General features: G+C 41.0%; 9 protein-coding genes. 3 read left to right on the forward strand and 6 right to left on the reverse strand.

The annotated features are described in order from the left end of the window. Nucleotides 1-39: 39 nt before the first annotated feature. Nucleotides 40-1,938: a beta-ketoacyl synthase gene (locus tag PAUR_RS10730; RefSeq protein WP_192507751.1), complete on the reverse strand. Its 1,899-nt coding sequence runs from the start codon at nt 1,936-1,938 to the stop codon at nt 40-42. Between the two features lie 116 nt (nt 1,939-2,054). Here PAUR_RS10730 and PAUR_RS10735 point away from each other — a divergent pair, with 116 nt between their 5' ends. The 3 genes from PAUR_RS10735 to PAUR_RS10745 all read left to right on the forward strand — a co-directional run bounded on the left by PAUR_RS10735 (nt 2,055) and on the right by PAUR_RS10745 (nt 5,973). Beyond that, nucleotides 2,055-3,047, forward strand: a complete 993-nt coding sequence (locus PAUR_RS10735; RefSeq protein WP_192507752.1) for a GlxA family transcriptional regulator — start codon at nt 2,055-2,057, stop codon at nt 3,045-3,047. A 241-nt stretch (nt 3,048-3,288) separates the two neighbouring features. Then, entirely contained in the window at nt 3,289-4,944 is a 1,656-nt protein-coding gene (locus PAUR_RS10740) for an alpha/beta fold hydrolase (RefSeq protein WP_192507753.1), read from the forward strand. A 213-nt stretch (nt 4,945-5,157) separates the two neighbouring features. Next, nucleotides 5,158-5,973: an ion transporter gene (locus PAUR_RS10745; RefSeq protein ID WP_192507754.1), complete on the forward strand. Its 816-nt coding sequence runs from the start codon at nt 5,158-5,160 to the stop codon at nt 5,971-5,973. A gap of 94 nt (nt 5,974-6,067) precedes the next feature. On the opposite strand, the gene PAUR_RS10750 is transcribed toward PAUR_RS10745, so the two are convergent. From PAUR_RS10750 to PAUR_RS10770, 5 genes are all read right to left on the reverse strand, one after another. Further along, nucleotides 6,068-7,105: an acyltransferase family protein gene (locus PAUR_RS10750; protein WP_192507755.1), complete on the reverse strand. Its 1,038-nt coding sequence runs from the start codon at nt 7,103-7,105 to the stop codon at nt 6,068-6,070. An 11-nt stretch (nt 7,106-7,116) separates the two neighbouring features. Further along, on the reverse strand, nt 7,117-7,554 hold the full coding sequence (locus PAUR_RS10755) for a hypothetical protein (protein WP_192507756.1): 438 nt from the start codon (nt 7,552-7,554) through the stop codon (nt 7,117-7,119). 187 nt (nt 7,555-7,741) lie between these two features. Further along, nucleotides 7,742-10,846 carry an efflux RND transporter permease subunit gene (locus PAUR_RS10760; protein WP_192507757.1) on the reverse strand — a complete coding sequence of 1,035 codons (3,105 nt, stop codon included), beginning with the start codon at nt 10,844-10,846 and terminating at the stop codon, nt 7,742-7,744. Continuing rightward, nucleotides 10,843-12,090, reverse strand: coding sequence for an efflux RND transporter periplasmic adaptor subunit (locus PAUR_RS10765; protein ID WP_192507758.1), 1,248 nt, complete (start codon nt 12,088-12,090; stop codon nt 10,843-10,845). The genes PAUR_RS10760 and PAUR_RS10765 overlap by 4 nt, the downstream gene beginning before the upstream one ends. Continuing rightward, nucleotides 12,083-13,477 carry an efflux transporter outer membrane subunit gene (locus PAUR_RS10770; protein ID WP_192507759.1) on the reverse strand — a complete coding sequence of 465 codons (1,395 nt, stop codon included), beginning with the start codon at nt 13,475-13,477 and terminating at the stop codon, nt 12,083-12,085. Before PAUR_RS10770 ends, PAUR_RS10765 begins: the two co-directional genes overlap by 8 nt. Between the last annotated feature and the right edge of the window lie 310 nt (nt 13,478-13,787).

Genomic DNA, 13,787 nt, shown 5'->3' on the forward strand with positions numbered 1-13,787 from the left:
TGTGAGCGCCCTGCTTTGCTTAACATAGTTCTTCAAAGGTTACTTTAAATCACCATATTGATTATTTACATTGAGCTTTACCGCCTTACTAAAGCCCGGAAGTGTTAATTCATCAGCTTCTATCTTGAGTGCTGTTTCATCAAGCATACCATTGCCGAACTTATAAATAAGTTCGTATTGACCTAAATCAGCAGCTTGTTGATATTGAACTTGCTCTGCGTGTGTTTGCGTTACTTTATCGCTATAACGGTCCCAGGTACTTTTATCATAACGTTTACTTAACAGCTTTTTAGTCAGAGTCGGCGAAAATACGGTTGCAGTGGCATTATTACCACCAAACCCTTTTGAATTAACAAAAGCGATGTCCATGGGATCACACTCATAATGGGCGGTACGAATATCTAAGTGCTTAGCGTGCACATCATCAGCCACTTTACTGATTGTGGTAATGCCCGGCATAATATTATGACTGAAGACTCCTAATGCCATCGCTAATTGGTCGCCACTTGCTGGGGCTATTGTGTGGCCAACGAACGCTTTTGGTGCAGCCAGCTTCCAACCATTAATAGAAAATGCTTCAGCAACCTTATGGTAAATCATAGACTCGGTCACACGGTTTTGTGGTGTACTTGAGCCATGCGCTAAAATAAAGCTGCGCTCTCGCAATGCTTCCGGTCCTGCTATTTGCTCTGCCAACGCGACCGATTTAGCCATCGTAATGTAGTTTCCAGGCCCTGGAGCCGTAATGGATTTTTTTACGCCATCAGCATTAACAAATACGTCAACAACCGATCCCATAATGTCTGCGCCCAGTTCAAGTGCCAGTGCGTCATCCATTAAAATAACAACTTGTGCGCCTTCACCAATTGTAAAACCGCAATTATCTCCAAATGGGCGACTGGTTCTACGATGGTCGGCAGTATCTGTATTATCTAATTTACGCAAACCTTCTTCATTTGCTAACGCCCCCATCGTACCAAACCCTTCGATAACTTCAGGCGTCAGCGCGCATTCAACACTGGCTACCACTGCAACTCGAGTACGCCCTGCTTGAATATCATTAACCGCAGCACGCAAATTATATAAAAATGTTGCACAGGCACCTGACGCTGTAAATGTGGTACCCACACTACCGGTTACATACGCATTAATAAAATCAGTCGACATTGTATTTAAACCCAGTGCCAACTGTTTAGTACTAACACGCTCTCCTTTCATACGGCTGCGAACCAAGCCACCAAACCCTTCATCATTCATTTGTCCGGCGATCGACCCCGAATACGTGCCGACTTTGTCTGGCTCAACACTATTCATAACTGTTTGCCAATCTAATCCTGTTGAGCGAATTGCATCTGTCGCTGCAAAAATGGTCGCCTGTAATCCTCGCGGTTGATAACGACTGTTGTACATTATTGCTGGGTCGAACCCTGTCGGAAATTGACCTGCCGCTTTAATAGGATTGTCTCGATAGCTATCATGCTTAACATCGAGTTGATCTGGCACGACCACATTTGCAGTCTTTTTGTCTATTTCAGTCACTTGCCATGACGTTGGAATTGGATTTGGTAAGTCTTTAATGCGGCACGTAAAACGTAAACCTTCGTCGCTATTAACTTTAATTGCCAATTTTTGCTGCCAATGGGTCGCATCAACATCAAAATGGTTTTTTTCTATTTTTCGAATCAACGTGCCAGCTTTAATTTGTTCACCGAGAACTCTCTCGATATCGGTAACGGCTATTACCTCACCATCAGGCGTTACGAGTTGGTCATTTTCATATTTTACTAGGTTCATCAAAGTCGCCAAACCTAAAAAGGTCTCTTGACGGGCTTTTTGCCCTAATTTATCTAAAACAATACGTCTAAACCCTTGATGGAAAGATGTTCGGCCTGCAGCGTTGATACCGCCCATGCCTACAATAATTGGTAATGCTGTCATGATATTCTTGTCTTAATAACCGCTGATAACTTGATTCTAGTTGGAAGAGAATAAAAAATTTTATAATATAAGCCAAATAAAGTGTAATACTCGCCAAACATAAGTGGTCAGTCCAGATGAAACAGCCAATAAATATCGCATTTACACTATATGAACATATGTTGTTCACAAGTGTCACACTTCCAGCCGAAATGCTCCGAGCTGGAGAAGCCTATGCGAAGCGGCATTTAGGTCCCAAATTTAGACCTTTAAAACTCAATTGGCTTGCTCAACACGACACAGCAATTGAAAATAATTTGGGAATGCAGCTCAGTCCGAATGGTGATTTAAACATGCTGGCTGAGCAAGATTATGTCATCGTGCCAAGTATTTGGCGTAACCCAAGACCTGTACTTAGGCGTCATAATGGCATTGCGATACAGCTGGCATCAACATGGCAACAAGGTGGAACCATTATTGGCGTTGGTACCGGAGTATGCTTTTTAGCTGAATCTGGGCTGTTGAACAACCACCCAGCAACGACTCACTGGCATTACGCAACGCAATTTGAACGTAACTACCCACTAGTAAACTTAAAACCCGATTTTTTCATTACACAGTCTGAACGTATATACACCGTTGCCAGCCTAAATGCATTAGCAGATGTGATTGTTCATTTAATTTCACAGCTCTATGGTGTGGCTGCAGCCAACCACGTACAACAAAACTTCTCTCATGAAATTCGCAAGCCTTATGAAGAACAACGCTATTTAGAAGGTGCCGTTGATAAACATCCTGATGAACAAATCGCAGCCATTCAATTTTGGCTGAAACACAATTTCGCCACCGATATACTTCTGGCCGACGTAGCCAAACAATTTGATATGAGTTACAGAACCTTTAATCGTCGCTTTAAAGCAGCCACAGGGCAAACGGCTGCTGATTATTTACAAGTACTACGATTAGAAAATGCCAAAGAGCTGCTTGCCAATAGCAATCTTTCAATTCAAGACGTTGCAATCTCTGTTGGATTTAATGCACAAGGACTATTAACACGTGTGTTCAAAGCTCGACTTCAGCAAACACCAAGCGAATACAGAAAAATAGTCAGAAAAAAATTGTTCTTCTAACCGATAAGCACTCCTTGTTAGGTCAACGTACGATCACAAGATTGAATTCATGTGCTTATTACTCCAAGAACATACCCTTAGTATAGAGTGTTGCCCATGTCTTTCTTACCGAATGCATTTTTGACTGTTTGCAGCTCAAAAGTGCAAGGGGTAATACGCCGGCGTGTACCTCCTGTTATTTTTCGAAGTAATTGTCGTTATATATAGCTCACTTAATTACAACGTGAATAGGAAGGAAACCATGAAGCGGTTAACAATAGTACTCGCTATTTTGAGTCTGATCAGTACATTCAATATCAGGGCAACCCCATCGGAAAGAGCCATTTACAACCCATATATTGACTTTGAGTGGGGCAATTGCCCCACGCAATTTAAAAGTTACGACAATAGAAACTTATGTAGTTTGGCTGAAGTCCCTTTAGACTGGGAAGCGCCCAATGCTAAAAAAATAGACATTCTAGTATCTAAATACCCTGCAAAATCTGGTAATAGCCAAGGTCAAATTTGGTTTTTACAAGGCGGACCTGGAGCCTCAGCAAGTTTTTACGTTAAAGAGTTTGAAACTAACCTCAACCATTTCACCCAAGACTACGACTTATATGTCATTGAGCATCGTGGTGTTGGGTGGTCAACACACTTAGCGTGCACAACTCCACCCACCGCTGATTACGCAGCGTATTCACAAGCCTGCTTTGACGAGCTCCACCAGCAATGGGGTGAAGGCCTTTACAAATTCACCACTACCTCTGCTGCAAAAGATCTTGATTATGTGATCTCCAAAAGTAAAACGATTGATTGGCTGCCCAGTTACGTTTATGGCGCTTCATACGGTACGTTGTGGGCACAAAGGTTTAGTCAAATCGCACCAACAGGCGCACAGGGGATCATTTTAGACTCAGTCGTACCAAGTGAAAAATTTGGTCTTGATTCATGGGATGAAAACTTCAATGATATTTTCGCCGATATGTTTACATATTGCCAAAATGACGACTTTTGTCGCTCACAATTAAGTCTCAATTCACTCGATGAGCTCAAAACGTTAGTCAACAAAGTTTATTCAGGTCAACACTGCCCCGCGACAAATTTTAAGCGCTTTGAACTGCAAGCTATATCCCTGATTGCATTAAGCCGCTCTGTTGAGCAAATACTCATCCCGATGTATCACAGACTAGCTCGATGTAACACGAACGACGTGATTGCACTCAATAACCTACATCGCTTTATGTTTACAGGTACAGGCAAGCAATTTATTGAATTGTCTGCCAAAGACCCATTTGACTCTTCCCCAATCGTATCGAAACTTATTGTACAAAATGAAATCAACTACAACGAACGTGATATTCATACAAAGCTTGAATATTGTAAGGATGCGATTTCATGTATTCCAGAATATATTCTTTACCAAAGACATATTGATAAACAAGTATGGGGAAATCGCTATATCGACCCCTATGCCTACCAGCCAACACAGCACTATATGCCGACACTGGTGCTCAATGGTGATTTAGACCCACAAACGCCTCATTACTATATACCCATTGTCCAAAGTGCGTTTACCAGCGGTAATCAGCGCTATGTTGAATTACCAGAAACAGAGCATGGGGTGATCTTTGTATCACATAGCACCAAAGAAAATGCCAATACTTGTGGTGTAGATATTATGCAAAGCTTTATCAATCACTTGTGGTCACAACCAGACACCAGTTGTATCAAAGACCTACAAGGCTTAAATTTTAAAGCGTCACAATTTGAAAGCCAAGTCATCTTTGGCAGCTCAGAGGCATTTAACGGTAACGCTATCACGCAATCATTACATGATTTAAACGTATTAAAAAACAGTAACCCGAATATCTATATACAAGCACGCGATACATTTTTACGACTGGCCGATTTTTAATTAAATCAATCAACTTATCTTTATGGGCTCTTCTCATTATCGGATCAGATGAGCTCAATCAGCTACATGACCTTATAAGTCTTCAGCAATCACTTTATAGCGTACTAAAAATCCTCTGTAACACTTTTTTCAGAAATCATAACACCCGTTGAAACTTAACTAGGATATAATCATGCCGCGTTTAAACCATACTATTGAACTAACTGGCAGCATATGTACGAAACTATTAAATTAAATCTGAACAATCTAAAAAACAACAAAATATTTGAGCTCACCGTTGTTGCAGTGATCATCATTTCCGCACTAGAGATTGGCGCAAAAACTTTTTCATTACCCAACACTGCAATTTCAATCACCCATGTACTCGATATTTTTATCACTCTCTTTTTTCTTTTCGAGATCTCTGTCCGTTTTATTGCTGATGACGATAAAAAGCGCTTTTTCAAAAAAGGCTGGAATGTTTTTGATACCCTGGTGGTTGCCATCAGCTTAGTGCCTATCAACGATAGCGAAATGGCCTTATTGGCAAGGTTGATAAGAGTATTCCGCGTACTCAGAATGGTATCTGTGGTCCCCGAGCTAAGAATTCTTATAAATTCATTGATAAAAGCACTGCCACAATTAGGGTATGTGATCTTATTGATGTTCATCATTTTCTACATATACGCAGCGATTGGCAGCTTTATATTCAATGACATAAACCCTAAGTTATGGGGCGATATAGCGATATCTATGTTAACGCTGTTCAGAATAATGACATTCGAAGACTGGACTGATATTCAGTATGAAACAATGGAAGTCTATCCAATGTCTTGGGTATTTTATTTATCATTTATCTTCTTTACCGCATTTGCATTTTTGAATATGGTCATCGGCATTGTGGTCAATGTAATGGAAGATGAACGTGCAAAAATGCGCCAAGAAAAAGAGTCAGCTAAAAATATCCCCACCATTGAAGACCTGCACAGTGAAATTCAGGAGTTGAAAAAGCTGATCCAGCAGCAATCCGAAAATCGCAAAGATACGTAGATAAACGAATGCAAAGAGCGCAGGTGTACACCTCGCTCTTTTTGCAATCGTAGCTTGAGAGCAAATTTCCGCCATCATCATAAAAATGTACTGTTTAACTCGCCATACTACCTTTAGGATGATTTCCCCTATTAGCAGCTTGCCTTATTTGCGTTGCTAGTGGTTTTTCAAAGAATCGATATGATACATACGCCGCACAAATACTTAATACTAAAGACACCAGTAATTTCATTTCCACCGATAACGTAAATTGATCCACCTTTACAATAATGGGCATATGCAACAAATATAATGAGTAAGATATTTTCCCCAAAAAATCCCCTAATTTATTTGCTAACAATATATTGTTATTCGGAACCAAAAAGACAATACAAAAAAACACCGTGCTCATCACAAACAAAACTTCATAGCTAAGCCACATTCTTCTTTTTGCATCAGAAGAAACAAATGAAAACTCAGGATACATAAGTGGAATCAGGCCTAGAACCAGTATAAAACCATGCTTTCTTAAATAATCTGGAACCTTAAAGGAGTGATAATGCATGCCAAAAATCACTCCTACGAAAAAGTAAGGTAAGGATCTCAATACATTAAAGATATTATAAGGAATCTCATAGATCTCACCATATAACCTTGGAAAGTTGGTAAGAAATAATAAAACCATTACACCAACGATAGATGCATAAATATATCCACTTCTTTGTTTCGCGAAAAACCAAAAGATCAAAAAAATGAAATAAAACTGAATTTCTGCGGGTATTGACCAAAATACACTTTCACCATAAACCAGGAACAAATGGCCTAATAACGAATTGAAGTCCGGTATGTGGTATAAACTATCATTGCCAGATACCGTTAGAAAATACGCGCTAAGGACAACCACAAAATAGAGCGGTAATACCCGCGCAAAGCGTGCGAATAAATAGTGCTTGATGTTTGACTTTGTAAAAGCTTTATTTAAATACAAATAAGACATCAAAAAGCCACTAAGTAAAAAAAACAGCATGACACCATATGCACCAGCGCCACCACCTAAAGCCCCATCAAGCCAATGCGTTATATCACTAAAGTGAGTAAAAAAAACAATCAGTGCCGCGAGTCCTCGAAGCGTATTTAATTTCCTGATCTGCATATCTGATATCTTCAAACGACTTTAATTTGCGACAGTGAATCCACTTGGATATGGGTTTGAAAATAATATGTTTCAGTAAGCTTACCATTCGATGCAAAGTATATTTTCACCCGTTTTGCCTCTCCAGTAACTAATATGGTTTTATTAATAAAGTAGCTTTCAGGGTGAGCACCAAATTTTGCAATAAAGTCACGTATGACTTTTGGGTGAAGTGATACAGAGATATTTCTTCTGTCTCGATAATCTAATTCAGTATTTAAATAAGTCGTGCGATGTTGCGTTCCCGATGCTTTTATAGGGAGCTGAAATGTCCCTTTTAGCCCATCTGGTGTGTTTCCTTCACTCAAAGCTATAATGTCCATCACATTGGTAAAGTACACATTTTTAGACACATTAGGCGTGCTGCATGCACTGAGAAAAAAAACAGCGATAAATAGTAAATACTTCAATTGTATAATTTCCTTATTAGTATATTTAATGAGCATAACAAAGCCCATTCCCACATTGATTTTTAACACCCCAATATTAATTCATTTATGATTTATAATCAAAGAGTTAGATTAAAAATCAGTGATCAAAAAAAATAAAAGCACATTTATGTGCCCTTATTTACTTATCTTGTGACACAGCACCACTCTATACTGGGTGCGCCCTTAAACGGGCCGAGAAGCTAACCATTTTTTCCGTCAATAGGTAATTTACCGGCACCAAAATTAAGGTAATGAGTGTAGCGAAAATAATACCGAACCCAAGAGATACGGCCATGGGTATTAAAAACTGAGCTTGTGTTTGCTGCTCGAATAATAGTGGCATCAAACCACAAAAAGTGGTGATACTGGTCAACATAACAGGTCTAAACCGAGCAGCGCCGGCATTCAGTACCGCAGTCATTGTATCAAGCCCTCGCTGACGTTGCTTATTGATGTAATCAACCAGTACCAATGAATCATTCACGACGACGCCTATCAGTGCCAACATACCCAATAAACTCATGATCGTCAGCTCCATTCCCATGATCCAATGGCCCACCACCGCTCCTATCATACCAAAGGGAATGACACTCATCACAATAAGAGGCTGCAAATACGATTTAAACGGAATGGCTAACAAGGTATAAATAACAAAAAATACAAACAGTAACGCCCAGCCTAACGAGCTAAATGACTCTCGCTGCTCTTTCGCTTCACCTTCTAATGAATGACTGACACCAGGGTACTGCAGCACCAATTGATCTAAATACACTTTCAGCTCTTCTTGCAGCACGGTCATATTGGTATTTTCTTTTTCAATGTCTGCCGTCACGTTCACGGTTCTATATCTGTCGATTCTATAAATACTCGATGGGCTTTGCCCCGGCGTTAACTTGGCGATATGGCTTAGCGGCACGGTGTGTCCATTGGGTGTATTAATGAGAATATCATTGAGTGTGGTTAAGTTACTGCGCTCAGTTAAGGGTAGCCTCACCATCACGCGCACATCATCTCTACCACGTTGAATTCGCTGTACTTGTGCACCAAAAAATGCGCGGCGGATCTGACGTGACACATCTGTGCGAGTTAAGCCAAGTGCTTTTCCCTGTTCAGTTAAATCAATTTGTAACTCTTCTTTCCCATCGCTCAAGCTGTCGACAATATCGAACACAGTAGGGTAAGTATTAAGGTTTTCTTTCACTTTATTCGCCGCTTCTTTTAACACAGCTAAAGAAGTCCCCGTTAACTGAACGTCAATTGGATCACTTGAACGGCCAATCTCAGCTCTAAACGTCAAGCTTTCAGCGCCTGGGATTTGACCGATGAGCTGCCGCCATTCGCTGACGAGTGCGCGTGAACCTATGTTTAGCGAACGAGTTTCTGGTGGTGTGATCTCAAAACGCACACGACCCACATTGCTGGCACCACCACGCCCGCCTGTGGTTGCCAATATATGCGTTATTACACTCTCCCCTGTATCAGGGTCTCTATATTTATCTTTTAATATCTGTGCTTTATCAGACATTAAATCAATGTATTTTGCCGTTACTTCAAAGGGCGTTCCCGTTGGCAAGGTCAAATTTGCCCTAACCGTTTCACTTGGGATCCGCGGGAAGAAAATAAACTTTGTCCAGCCGCTACTGATCAGCGCAATAATAATGAAAAAGACCCCAATAAAGGCGCTTAATGTCACGCCCTTATTGGAGACTGCCCGCTTTAAAAGTGGATGGTAGTATTTTAAAATTGCTCGTTCAAATCCATCTGCAAAGTTTTGCTGGAATTGACTAAAGCGACTGACTTTTCCCTTTTCTTTTCTTAACTTAAGATATTTAAGATGAGCAGGTAAAACAAACTTAGACTCAACCAAAGACATCAACAAGACGGGAATAACCACAACAGGAATTTGCGCAAACAACGCCCCCCGCGCGCCATCAATAAATGCCAATGGCAAAAATGCCGCAACCGTAGTTAAAATTCCAAAAGTCACAGGGGTGGCCACTTCAGTTGTACCACGGATTGCAGCCTCCTCACCTGACTCCGCACTATTAAGATGGGTATAAATATTTTCTCCGGTGACAATAGCATCGTCTACGACGATACCTAACACCAAAATAAACCCGAATAAGCTCATTATGTTCAGTGTGATACCAAAGAATGGCATCGCTAGAAAAGCCCCCATAAAAGACACTGGAATGCCAATAAACACCCAAAATGCAATCGCAGGTCTCAAGAACAAGGTTAACAAGGCCAGTACCAAAATCCCGCCTTGCATTGCATTGGAGGTCAAAGTGGATATACGATTTTTCACAATGGTTGAATCATCATCCCAATAGCTCAATTCATAGCCATAAGGCAAAGTATCTTGACGGCTTTCAATATAAGCTTTTACTTTGTCCGCGACTTCAATGGCACTTTGCTGGCCAATTCTATATACCTCAATAAATGCAGCTTGTTTACCATTAAAGCGCGTTCTGACTGGCGTTTCTTCGAAACCATCTAGAATTATTGCAATATCATCTAACCGTATCACTGAGCCATCTGCATTGGTTTTAATGGCTATTTGGGCAAATTCGTCTTTACGATACGCTTGTCCTTTCGAGCGCAACAGAATATCTCCCCCCGATGACTTCAAATTACCTGCTGATACATCTGCACTAGAACTCGCGATCAGGTTAGAAACCTGATCTATGGTTAAATTGTATTGGCGGAGTTTGTCTTGGCTGACTTCAATGGCAATTTCATAGTCTCTCACACCATCCAGTTCTATTTGTGTCACGCCATCTAGCCGCAACAGATCATCTCTTACCTGTTCAGCGAACTCTCTTGTTTCTTTCTCACTATAGTCTCCTGAAACCGTCACCGTAATCACGTCTCGCTTGCGTTGTGCCAACGAGATCACCGGCTTTTCTGCATCTGCGGGAAAGGTATTTATCGCATCTACTCGACTTTTTATATCAGCCAACATGTCTCTGGCATCGTAGCCGGTATCCACTTCTATTGTAACGGACGCAGAGCCTTCTGCTGAGCGACTCGATATTTTCTTAATGCCTTCTAAATCTTGTACCGCTTCTTCAATCCGAATGGCGACACCCTGTTCAACATCTTCAGGGGTCGCTCCGCGCAACGACATATTGATGCTAATTCTATCGGTTTCAAATGAGGGAAATACTTCTAACGGTATTTGTGTTGAGACTGAGAACAGCCCACCAAGTAAGATAGAAATCATCAGCAAATTGGCTGCCACATGATTTCGCGTAAACCAAGCAATCATAAGTCAGCTCCTTTTACTTTTTCCCGTCGCTCTTGTCTACCACCCTTTGTTTTGCGCTTATCAGCAATTTGAGGTTCACTGTTATCACTAATAACAACCACTTTGGTTCCTGAGCTCACTTGGCCAAGCGGGGTTGTTACCAAACGCATGCCTGCGTCTATACCCGATTTTACAATGGCAATTTCTTTATTTTGCCAAGCTAGCTGAACGTCCTTTCTCATTAATAAATTATCGTCATTTAACACATACACATAACTGCCCTGATAAATGGCATTATTGGGGATTGTAATCGCATTATTAAGCGTTTTCCCGGTGATTTCAGCGTTAACGTACTGACCGATTTTAATCGCAAAGCCCGCCATTTTATCCACTGAATAGGGGTCTTCAATTTGCGCAACTACATAGAGCTGTTGAGATTGCTCACTGATAGCGCCTTCCGTTCTGATTATCTGCCCATGCCATTGCTGAGTACCCACTAAATCAGAGGTTAAGGTCACTTGGGTTTGAAGCCCATTATGAGTCCCCTCTCGAGAGCGTTCTGGTAAATTAATAAACGCCAAATCACGGTTATTAATCGGTAACCTTATTTCAACATAGTCTATGGCATAAATTTCAGCTATTTGGCCATTGCTAGACACAACCTGACCTAAGTCGACTTTTTTCGATAATACTCTCCCTGAAAATGGCGCTACAACAGATGTACGCTCCAAAGCCAACTGCGCTTTTTCTAATTTGGCCTGTGCCGACAGCACATTAGCTTGTTGTGCTGCCAATTGTGGCTTACGTAAAACCAATTCACTGGCTTGACTACCATTGCCTAAACGTAGCCAATCTTCCTTCGCTTGCTCACTGCGTGCCTGTTCTTCTAATAAAGCCTGCTCTGCACTTAATAAAGTTGCCTGTGATATTTTCACTTCTGCTTGATAATCTCTGTCATCAATACGCAACAACACATCTCCTTTTTCAAAGAAGCCACCGTCTCTAAAGCGATCATTAATGTAACTCACTTCCCCTGAGACTTGCGCAACTAACAGACTTTGTGTTCTCGGTTTTACAACGCCATAACTGGCAATGTTGAAGGTAAACTCACTAGATTGAAGTCGTTCAACTTCAACCAACATCTGCGCTTGAGGCTTGCTTTTTGACCGGCTATTCTTAGGTGGGTTATTAACAATCAACATAATTGCGGCAACCGATATAACCAATACTGCGACTGGCAACAAAATGCGTTTTCTCTTACTCATTGACTTTGCCTTTTACCTGTCCTGATTGAAAATCGCCGCCAAGTGCCAAATATAGCTCTACGCGATTTCTAATGATTTGATTTTTAATTGAGATAAGCCCACTTTGCGCTTCAAACGAGCGTTTTTGAGCATCTAATACCGTAGTGTACGACACCAAGCCTTTTTGATATTGCGCAAAAGATAATTGTTCCGCTAACTTGGCATTTGTCGCAGCAGCAGAGGTATTTTCGTATTGCCGTTGCAACGATTGCTCACTGGTGATGCCATTTTCTACCTGTTCAAACGCGTTATGTAGTGCTTCTAGATAAGATAATTCTGTTACCTGTAACTCAATTCGCGCCTTTTCTTCATTGGCGGCCAATTTTCCCGCATTAAACAACGGCGCTGTAATGCCAGATAATAACGACCAACCTACACTAGAAGATGACAGTAAATCAGCCAAGTCATCACTACTGGTACCGTATTTCGCGGTTAAATTAAGACTTGGAAAGCGCTGTTTATGAGCATACGCAAGTCCAGCATCTTGTGCTAACAATTGATACCAACTCGCACGAAGCGCCGGTTTACGCCTAATAAGATCAGAGGGTAAACCCAATAGTAATGCTGACTCTATTACCGGCAACGTTGCTGCTACTTCAATAAGGCCTGTGGGATAATGCCCCAACAAACGTTCTAGCTCGCGTTTCTTTTGCACACTTAGCGCTTTTTGGCTGGCCAACTTGGCTTTTTCATTACTCCGCTCATTACGTGTTAAATACACATCTAAAGCGCTGTTTAGGCCTTGTTTATACCCATTTTCAATAATATCTAAGTTTTGTTTAGCCAGCTCGACTCTCTCTTGTAGCAATGTGAGCTGACCTTGCGCTTCGATAACCGAAAACCATGCTATGACAACTTTGGCGACTAAGTCATAGGTATGCTGAGATAAAGTTTCTTGCTGTGCTAACAACGACAAATTATCTCTGCGTTCGCCAGCAGAGAGTTTACCCCATACATCTAATTCATAACGCAGTGTTAAGTCTAATGCGTGACTATTTCCAGTGGTACCTGACGAGGCATTTTTCCGGCGGCTACTATCCAAAGACATATCAAGAGAGGGCCATAAAGCACTACCTGAGACAATAAGCTGCTGCTTTGCTGATTCGACCGCCAGTTGCTGCTGCTTGAGTACGCGATTATTTTCTATGGCGATGTCAACTAACTGATGCAAATGTGATGTTGAGAACTGTTCCAGCCAGTTTAAATCAACTGGTTGTAAAGTTTGTGGGTACTGCCATGCACTCGGAATTACCAAATTTTGCTGATAATCGGGAGAAATATCAAACGTACTCGTACACCCAGTTAACACTATTGCTACCGCGACACTGACTGCGGTTATTTTTAGCATTATAATTCTTTCCTGTTAGTTTATAAGACGCTAATTAGTTATTTCTAGTGTAATTTGCTTAATCGTCAAGTCTCAACAAACTTTACAAAGACTTACATTCAATATTGCTCAACTTAGACTATTCCCTCGCAGTAAAAAGCATACGATTTGACCCGATTATTCTAAGTGTTCAGGGAAAAAAACAAGCACTATTAGTGCCGTTTAGTTATGAATACGATATACAACAAAGGGAAACTAGCCGGTAAAAATAACCATAAGAAAGAAACAATCGATATGATGCTATAAACATCACTTTCAAATAACTGACAGC

This window comes from Pseudoalteromonas aurantia 208 (assembly GCF_014858725.1).
GTDB lineage: Bacteria > Pseudomonadota > Gammaproteobacteria > Enterobacterales > Alteromonadaceae > Pseudoalteromonas > Pseudoalteromonas aurantia.

Bases quoted from the DNA above. Each gene is read 5' to 3' on its own strand.
- PAUR_RS10730 (WP_192507751.1), bottom strand. From the start codon at position 1,938: ATGACAGCATTACCAATTATTGTAGGCATGGGCGGTATCAACGCTGCA.
- PAUR_RS10735 (WP_192507752.1), top strand. From the start codon at position 2,055: ATGAAACAGCCAATAAATATCGCATTTACACTATATGAACATATGTTG.
- PAUR_RS10740 (WP_192507753.1), top strand. From the start codon at position 3,289: ATGAAGCGGTTAACAATAGTACTCGCTATTTTGAGTCTGATCAGTACA.
- PAUR_RS10745 (WP_192507754.1), top strand. From the start codon at position 5,158: ATGTACGAAACTATTAAATTAAATCTGAACAATCTAAAAAACAACAAA.
- PAUR_RS10750 (WP_192507755.1), bottom strand. From the start codon at position 7,105: ATGCAGATCAGGAAATTAAATACGCTTCGAGGACTCGCGGCACTGATT.
- PAUR_RS10760 (WP_192507757.1), bottom strand. From the start codon at position 10,846: ATGATTGCTTGGTTTACGCGAAATCATGTGGCAGCCAATTTGCTGATG.
- PAUR_RS10765 (WP_192507758.1), bottom strand. From the start codon at position 12,090: ATGAGTAAGAGAAAACGCATTTTGTTGCCAGTCGCAGTATTGGTTATA.
- PAUR_RS10770 (WP_192507759.1), bottom strand. From the start codon at position 13,477: ATGCTAAAAATAACCGCAGTCAGTGTCGCGGTAGCAATAGTGTTAACT.